Origin of the sequence: Dankookia rubra, from assembly GCF_004355005.1 — a bacterium.
In the GTDB taxonomy this organism is placed as follows: domain Bacteria; phylum Pseudomonadota; class Alphaproteobacteria; order Acetobacterales; family Acetobacteraceae; genus Paracraurococcus; species Paracraurococcus ruber_A.
In genome coordinates, this window is sequence record NZ_SMSJ01000157.1 from 1 (window position 1) to 7,744 (window position 7,744).

7 protein-coding genes and 1 pseudogene are annotated in these 7,744 nt (G+C 66.2%); 6 read left to right on the forward strand and 2 right to left on the reverse strand.

What is annotated here, in order from left to right:
• From E2C06_RS34440 to E2C06_RS34465, 6 genes are all read left to right on the forward strand, one after another.
• Window positions 1-178, forward strand: a 178-nt coding sequence (locus E2C06_RS34440) for a transposase (protein WP_165982868.1), incomplete at its 5' end; no start/stop codon positions are given.
• A 230-nt stretch (window positions 179-408) separates the two neighbouring features.
• A complete protein-coding gene (locus tag E2C06_RS34445; RefSeq protein ID WP_133293068.1) occupies window positions 409-612 on the forward strand; it encodes a type II toxin-antitoxin system ParD family antitoxin in 204 nt (67 codons plus the stop codon).
• Window positions 613-616: 4 nt separating this feature from the next.
• A complete protein-coding gene (locus E2C06_RS34450; RefSeq protein WP_165982869.1) occupies window positions 617-2,962 on the forward strand; it encodes a PAS domain S-box protein in 2,346 nt (781 codons plus the stop codon).
• Window positions 2,963-3,081: 119 nt separating this feature from the next.
• Window positions 3,082-5,733, forward strand: a complete 2,652-nt coding sequence (locus tag E2C06_RS34455) for a histidine kinase dimerization/phosphoacceptor domain -containing protein (RefSeq protein WP_133293070.1) — start codon at window positions 3,082-3,084, stop codon at window positions 5,731-5,733.
• A 112-nt stretch (window positions 5,734-5,845) separates the two neighbouring features.
• Window positions 5,846-6,079, forward strand: a complete 234-nt coding sequence (locus E2C06_RS34460; RefSeq protein WP_133293071.1) for a hypothetical protein — start codon at window positions 5,846-5,848, stop codon at window positions 6,077-6,079.
• On the forward strand, window positions 6,048-6,752 hold the full coding sequence (locus tag E2C06_RS34465; RefSeq protein WP_133293072.1) for a GAF domain-containing protein: 705 nt from the start codon (window positions 6,048-6,050) through the stop codon (window positions 6,750-6,752). Before E2C06_RS34460 ends, E2C06_RS34465 begins: the two co-directional genes overlap by 32 nt.
• Window positions 6,753-6,804: 52 nt before the next feature.
• Here the strand turns inward: E2C06_RS34465 and E2C06_RS34470 are convergent, their stop codons facing one another.
• Both E2C06_RS34470 and E2C06_RS34475 read right to left on the reverse strand, forming a co-directional pair.
• Window positions 6,805-7,287: a hypothetical protein gene (locus E2C06_RS34470; protein WP_133293073.1), complete on the reverse strand. Its 483-nt coding sequence runs from the start codon at window positions 7,285-7,287 to the stop codon at window positions 6,805-6,807.
• A gap of 359 nt (window positions 7,288-7,646) precedes the next feature.
• Window positions 7,647-7,744 (reverse strand): annotated as a pseudogene (locus E2C06_RS34475) (IS5-like element ISMex42 family transposase); the annotation flags it as partial.

The following is a 7,744-nucleotide window of genomic DNA, read 5'->3' on the forward strand; positions in this document are numbered from 1 at the left end:
GATCAACGAGGCTCCAGTCGCCTGCCCAGCGCCGATCTATAACAACCGCAACCGCGTCGAGCGCCTCTGGGCGAGGCTGAAAGAGTGGCGAGCCGTCGCTACCCGCTACGAGAAGACCGCCGCATCCTTCCTCGGCGTGCTCTGCCTCGCCGCCACCGCAGATTGGCTCAGGCGCTAACGGGGCCTAATCGAGCCAACCTCCTCGGCCGCCTTCTGACCGTCAAACCCGCGCTGAACACCGAGGAACCCTGTTGTTCCCATTCTGGTCCGGCCGAGAGTCTCGCTAGTCTTCGTCGTAGTGAGATAGTAGGGCAAGGGATATACGGTGCCCCAGTGCAGCCATAGACGACTTGGCCAGCCCTGCATCATTTATTGACACAAATACGCGCCTAAGTTGTATGTTCTGGCATGACATTCAGAAGAATCAGGAACGTATCGCTCACGCCCGAGATGGAAGTTTTCATTGACGACCGGGTCGCGTCGGGACGGTACCGCAGTGCCAGCGAAGTGGTCCGCACCGCCTTACGGCTCTTGGAAGAGGACGAGCGCAAACGGCAGGAGCATGTGCGGAACCCTCGTCGGGAACGCCGTGCCGGTGCCAATGGACACTGAAGGCGTGTCGCTCGCCAATGCGCCCAAGTTCCTCTCCGATGGCGGCGACATGGGGGCGCGCATGCGCGCCCGTGACTGGTCGGCATCGCCGCTCGGTCCGCCGGAGGGCTGGGCGCAGCCGCTCAAGACGCTGGTCGCAGTCATGCTCGCCGCAAACCAGCCGATGTTTATCGCCTGGGGCGCCGGGCGCACCATGCTCTATAACGACGGCTACGCGGAGATCCTCGGATTAAAGCACCCTGGGGCGCTCGGAAGACCGTTTGATCGGGTGTGGTCCGAGATCTGGGGCGAGCTCAAGCCCATCATGGTCCGCTGCTACGCGGGCGAGCCGATCCAGATGGACGACATCATGCTGGTCATGCACCGGCACGGTCACCCCGAGGAGACGCACTTCGCCTTCTCCTACACGCCGGTGCGCGACGAGGCGGGCCGTGTCTCCGGTGTGTTCTGTCCCTGCATGGAGATCACGGCCAGGGTGATGGCGGATCGCCGACAGGCTTTCCGGCTCGGGCTAGAGGAACGACTACGCGATCTGTCCAGCCCGAAGGCGGCCATGGCTGCAGCAGCTGATGCGCTCGGACGGCACCTGAACGCAGCGCAAGTCGGCTACGCCGAGGTCGATGCCGAAGGGCACGCCATCACCGGAGGCGAGATCCACGACGGACGCATCCCAAACTTCCGCGCCGGCCGGTACCGCTTGGAGGAATACGGCCCTGCCATGGCGGCCGACATGGCGGCAGGTCGCGCTGTCGTTGTGCATGATGTTCAGGAGGACGCCCGGACTTCGCCTCCGGAGGCGCTCGCTGCCTACGCCGCAATCTCTCTGCGCGCCTTCGTCGTCGTCCCGCTCGTGAAGGGGGGGCGCCTGACCGCTTACCTTTACGTGGCCCACCCGGAGCCCAGGCGTTGGTCCGACGACGATCTGGCATTAACGCGCGAGGTGGCCGAGCGGACCTGGGCCGCCATCGGGCGGGCGCGCGCTGAGGCCGCATTGCGGGAGAGTGAGGCGCGGTTCCGCCTGATGGCCAACGCTGTGCCGCAGATTATCTGGATCATCGACGCCGCGGGACGCAACGAGTTTTTTAACGAGCAGTGGTTCGACTATACGGGCGCTACATGCGGACCGACATCGGCATCCGAGGTCGCGGCGGAATTCGTCCACCCGGACGATAGAAGCGCCACCACGGCTGCGTTCGTCGAGGCGCAGCGGGCCAGCCAGACCTTCCTTGTCGAGCACCGCATCCGCTCGAAGGACGGCAGCTATCGCTGGTTCCTGGTCCGCGGCGAACCTTTTCGCGACTCCTGCACCGGCGCGATCGCCCGCTGGTTCGGAGCTTCGGTCGACATCCACGACCGCAAGCAAGCCGAGGAAACCAACGCTCGCCTCGCCGCGATCGTCGCTTCGACCACGGACGCGATCATCGGCTTTGCCGCCGAGGACGGGCACATTCTGGCCTGGAACAGAGGGGCCGAGGAGCTGTTCGGCTACGCGGAGGCTGAGGCGCTGGGTGGGGCGGTCGGCCTGCTGGTCCCGCCGGACCTACCCGACGCTGACCCAACCGGGGTGTTCCGCCGCGCCATGGACGGGGTGCGCGTCCATGAGCACGAGACCGAGCGCCTGGCGAAATCGGGCGAGCGCATTCCGGTCGCCGTTACCGCGTCGCGGATGCTCGCGCCTGACGGACGCCCAATCGGTGTCGCGGCGATTTTCCGCGACCTGCGCCAGCGCAAGGCGATCGAGGCACGTCAGGCGCTGCTGGCGCGCGAGGTAGACCATCGCTCCAAGAACGCCCTCGCCGTGGTGCAGACGATGCTGCGGCTGACGCGGGCCGACGATGTACCCGCCTTTGTACGGGCGGTGGAGGGCCGCATCTCGGCGCTGGCACGGGCACAGACACTGCTGGCCGAGGAGCGCTGGGACGGCGCTGCCCTGCACACGATGCTGCGGGGCGAACTCGCGCCCTTCCTGGCCGACCAGCGCGCGGAACTGGACGGCCCGCCGGTGGTGCTGCCGCCTGGCACGGCGCAGCCCCTGGCGATGGCGGTGCACGAGCTGGCGACGAATGCTGCCAAGCATGGGGCCTTGTCGGTGCCGGAGGGCCGCGTCTCGGTCTCCTGGTGCATCGAAGCCAGCACACCGATGGCAACCTTGCGGCTGCGTTGGGCGGAGGGTGACGGGCCGCCGCTTGCCGGCCGACCATCGCGGCGTGGTTTTGGCTCCCGGGTGATCGAAGGCACAGTGCGTGGGCAGCTCGGCGGCGCGGTGTCGCTCACCTGGGCACGGACTGGGCTCGTCTGCCATGTGGAGGTGCCGATCCGACGCAGTCTGGCTCAACCGGGAAGCGAGTGATCGCGCCTACCACCACATTACTCGTGCGATTTAGGTTGTAATGAAAAGTCAATGCCACCGTTGCGGCATCGCCTCGACTACGACGTAATCCTGCACCGCCTGGAAGAGGAAGGGCACCCCTGAGCGACAACCTCGATTGGGTCACGCCGGCCCTCCTCGACGATCTAAACCATGCCGAGCTCGATGCGCTGCCCTTCGGCGTCGTCCAGGTCACCGGCGCGGGACAGATAATCTTCTATAACGCCGCTGAGAGCCGGTTCTCGGGCCGATCCGTCGAAGCGGTGGTCAGGCGCGACTTCTTCCGCGACGTTGCCCCCTGCACCGACCTGCCCGCCTTTCGCGGTCGCTTCCTGGAGGGCGTCCGGCGCGGTGTCCTGGACGAGGGCTTTGTCTTCACGTTCGGCTTCGAGCCCGCTCCCGTGCGCGTCGCAGTGTGGCTGCGTCGCGCACGGGAGCCGGATCGCTACTGGATCATGATCCGCTCCCTGGGCGCGCTGCCGCCCGGCCAGCACCGTCTCGCGCGCACCGCAGCCTCGGAGGCGATTGCCCGGCGCGCCCGGGCCGAGCCAGTTGATCCGGCTGTGTGCGAGCGGGAGCCGATCCACCTCGGCGGCGCCGTGCAGCCACACGCCGCCGTGCTGGCCTGTGATCCCGACATGCCCAATCTGGCGGTCCGGGCCTGCAGCGACAACGTCGCCAGCGCCCTCGGGGTGGAGCCGAGCATGGTGGTCGGCCGCCCACTCGCCGAGGTGTTGCCGGAATACCTGCTGACCGCGGTTCGAGACGCCCTTGCCAGCGGCGCGCTGGCCGATCCTGCTCGTCCGCTGCGCACCACGGCAAGGCTCGGTCTGGACGCCGTGCCGTTCAGCGCTGAGGCACACCTGCATGCCGGCCGGCTCGTGGTGGAGTTGGAGCGCCTGCCGGAGCGCCCGGAGGATTTCGGTGCCGCCACGCCGGCGCAAGCGCGCGACGCCGTCGCCAGGCTGCGTGCGGCCGGCACACTTGCCGAGGCGGCAGCGACGACCGTGCGCGAGATCCGAGCCATGACGGGCTTCGAGCGGGTATTGGTCTACCGCTTCGACCCGGATTGGAACGGCGAGGCCGTGGCGGAGGACAGATCGGCCGACTGGGCCCATTCGCTCCTCGGGCTGCGCTTTCCAGCCTCAGACATCCCAGCGCAGGCCCGGGCGCTCTACGCCAGGAGCCCGGCGCGCTTCGTGGTCGACCGGGATGCCGTCCCTGCCGCGGTGCTCACCGGATCGTCTCCGACCAACGAGGCCGTTGACCTCACCCACGTCCAGTCCCGCGCCCTCTCGCCCGTCCATCTGGAGTACCAGCGCAACCTCGGTGTGAACGGCTCGATGTCGCTCTCGATCATGGTCGAGGGCGCGCTTTGGGGACTGGTCATCGGTCACCACCGGCGACCTCACTACGTCACGCCGGACACCCGGACGCTTGCCGGGCTGGTGACGGAGGCTTTCGCGCTGCGGGTCCACGAGCTCGAGAGCCGGCGACTGTGGCGCGAGCAGCAGGCGTCGCTGACGGCGCGGAACGTGCTGCTCGGGCGGATGGCCGCCGCGGACGACTTCGTTCTCGCAATGACGGCGGGCGACGCGTCGGGCGACGCCACACTGCTAGACCTGCTCAAGGCGGGCGGGGCGGCAATCGTTTCAGGGAACCGGGTCACGCTTGTGGGGATGACCCCGCCGCAGGCAGACCTACCCGGCCTCGCGGACTGGCTGCGCAGTACCCTCCCGCCCTGCGACCGGGTGTACGCGACCGAACGGCTGTCGGCGCACTACGCCTCTGCGAGCGCCTGGCCTGCAGTAGCAAGTGGGTTGCTGGCCGCTTTCGTCGGCGAACAGGAGGGCGGCAGCGGGCGAGAGCACCTCCTGCTCTGGTTCCGCCCCGAAGTGGCCGCGACCGTGGTGTGGGGCGGCGATCCGCGCAAGCCGGTGCGAGCCGACGCAGCTACCGGGGCTGTACTGCCGCGGCGCTCCTTCGAGCGCTGGGTGGAGGAGCGCCGGGGCGAGGCCGAGCCGTGGGAGGCGTGGCAGCTCGACACGGCGGCAGCTTTTGCCGCCGCGATCGCCGGCGTCGTCCTGCGCCAAGGTCGCCGCATCGCGGAGCTCACCGCGGAACGGGAGGCGCTCACCCGGGCGCTGGAGCAAAAGGAGGTGCTGGCGCGCGAGGTCGACCACCGCGTCAAGAACTCGCTGCAGATCGTGGCGAGCGTCATGCGCCTCCAAGGGCGAGCTGTTGCTGACCTTGAGGCCCGGACCGCCTTCGAGGATACCTACGCGCGGGTGATGAGCGTGGCCCGGGTGCACGATAGCCTCGGGCGGTCGGAGGACGTGGAGAACGTAGATCTGGGTGACACGCTCCACCGGCTCTGCCGCGACCTGACGACCGGGATAGCGGGCGCGACGCAGCGCCTCGATGTCAGCGCCGAGCCCGGGTTGATGGTCTCGAGCCAGACCGCGATCGCGCTATCGCTGATTGCGACCGAGCTGGTCATTAACGCGCTCAAGTACGCCTATGCTCCCGGCGAGCCTGGGCGAGTGGAGGTGAGCGCGAAGACGCGGCCGACCGGCGGTGTGGAGTTGCGGGTATGTGACTTCGGACGCGGGCTGCCGGCGGACTGGGCCACGCGGTCGCAGGGCGGTGGGCTCGGGATGCGAGTGATCCGGGCCATGCTCGACCGGATCGGAGCAGAACTTGGCGTGGCCGATGCACCAGGGGCCGGCGCATGCTTCACCGTGTCAGCATAAACGACCAAAGCACGCGCTGCCAAGGTCGCGTGACAGGCGCTTACGCACTTGCACTAAGGACTGCCGCAATCTCACCTTCCCCATAAGTTCCGCACGGTTATGTCACGCGAACGTGCGCTGGTCGTTTGCGGCGCTTGGTGACAGCGAAGGGTTGTGTGACGATGCGATCGGCAGGGGCAACGGCAATATGGCGCTGGTACGGCAGCGGCCGTTTTCCGAGTGGAGAGCCTCCGTGCTGATCGGGTCCATGTGCGCGAGCAAGGCCGGCGGTTCCGGATTGTTCGATCTGCAACGCGATGCCTTGCTCGCCGCTGATGAAGCGAGAGTTCGGCAGCAGCATGTCTGAATTTGAGGGAGTGGCTGCACGCCAAAAGGCGCTCGCCGATTTCGGTGATTTTGCCCTGCACAGCAAAAGTCTCGACGAGGTCCTGACCGAGGCTTGTCAGTTGGTAAGCGAGGCGCTCGGGACGGGACATGCCAAGATCCTCGAGATACAGCAGGACGACCAGTCCCTCCTGGTACGTGCTGGCGTAGGGTGGGCCCGGAGCATCGTTGGAGAGCTGCGCGTCGAGATGGGGGAGCGCTCCTCGGAGACCTACTCGATTGAAGCCGGTAAGCCGGTCGTCACGCGGGACATCCGCGAGGAAGTCCGATTCGAGATGCCTCAGTTCCTGAAGGACGCCGGAGTCATCGCGCTGACAAATGTCCCTATCTTCCTGCCCGGTGGGCGGGCTTATGCGCGAGCACGGTCGAGCTTCGTGCAGGCTGGATGGGGTACCGAGGCGTTGGAGGTAGCGAACCGCCAAACCGCCGAATTACAATCGACGATCTGGGGACATATGTCGGCGCTGGTAAGAAAGCGTGCCGATGCCGTGACATCCTCGCTTATGGCGGCGATCAACGAGATATTCGACGCGAGCACGGCAGAGCGCTTCGCCAACGCTATGACTGTACCACCTGGCCTCTTCTGGCTTCTGATTACCATGGCACTGCTCAGCATGGCGGCACTCGGTTTTTAACTCAGGTTGCGCGGCAATCCCCTACAAATCCTCACCGCGATGTGGATTGTTGTCATAATAAGCATCTTCGATTTGTCGGCTGCGCGCGTTGGCTCACTGCGCACCAGCGTTGCCGCCTATCAGTGGACGATCCAAGGCATTCGAGATGGGGTCGCGATCCCACCGCTGCCAGCGCCAAAATAAGAGAGTCTCCAAAGCGATCAGTGCGACGAAGCAAGCCAGTGCGGTGGTCGGGAAAGACGCGCTCGATATGCTGCAGCGGTACGACGGTGCGCAGGATCAGGTTCCAGTCCGGACTGAGTGTGAGCGGCACTACTGGCTGGAAGTGCATGGTGTAGCGGAATGCCTGTCCGGTGCCGCCGCCGTAGTCGAGATTGCTCTGAAACGGTACACTGATCAGCGCGGCAATCGGGTTGGCGAGTTTGGCAGCAAGGTCGCCGCTATTGCTCTCCTGCGCCGCTGCTCGATCCGAAGCTATAGCGGCAATCGCGCCCGCGATCGCTAAGCCACATGCTGTCCGCCCAGCTGTGCGCATCTCAGCCTGTTCGTTCAGCCTCTTTGGCTTAGTCAAAATTGGAGAAAGGTGACACGCCTTGCTGTGGCGTTATCGAACCATCCGGCCGCCAAGCACAGGGCGTCAGCTTGAGCTGACAGCCGGGTGAGGCGTCGAAAGCAGCTGACTGAATGGATTGTGCCTGCGCTTCTTTTGACAAAAAATCGCAGGCCAGATCGGGTGTGGCGAGCGCGACGCATCGCATGTCTGTCAGCCCGATTGAGAATGGTGGTGCCGGTGGACGGTGCGCTAGGTGGTGTGGACTCTTGGGCTTCCTGAGCCGCCCCTGACATGAATCAAGGCTGCCTGTTTGGAGGTGGCCTTGGGGGTTCTAGGCCCCGTTAGCGCCTGAGCCAATCTGCGGTGGCGGCGAGGCAGAGCACGCCGAGGAAGGATGCGGCGGTCTTTTCGTAGCGGGTAGCGACGGCTCGCCACTCTT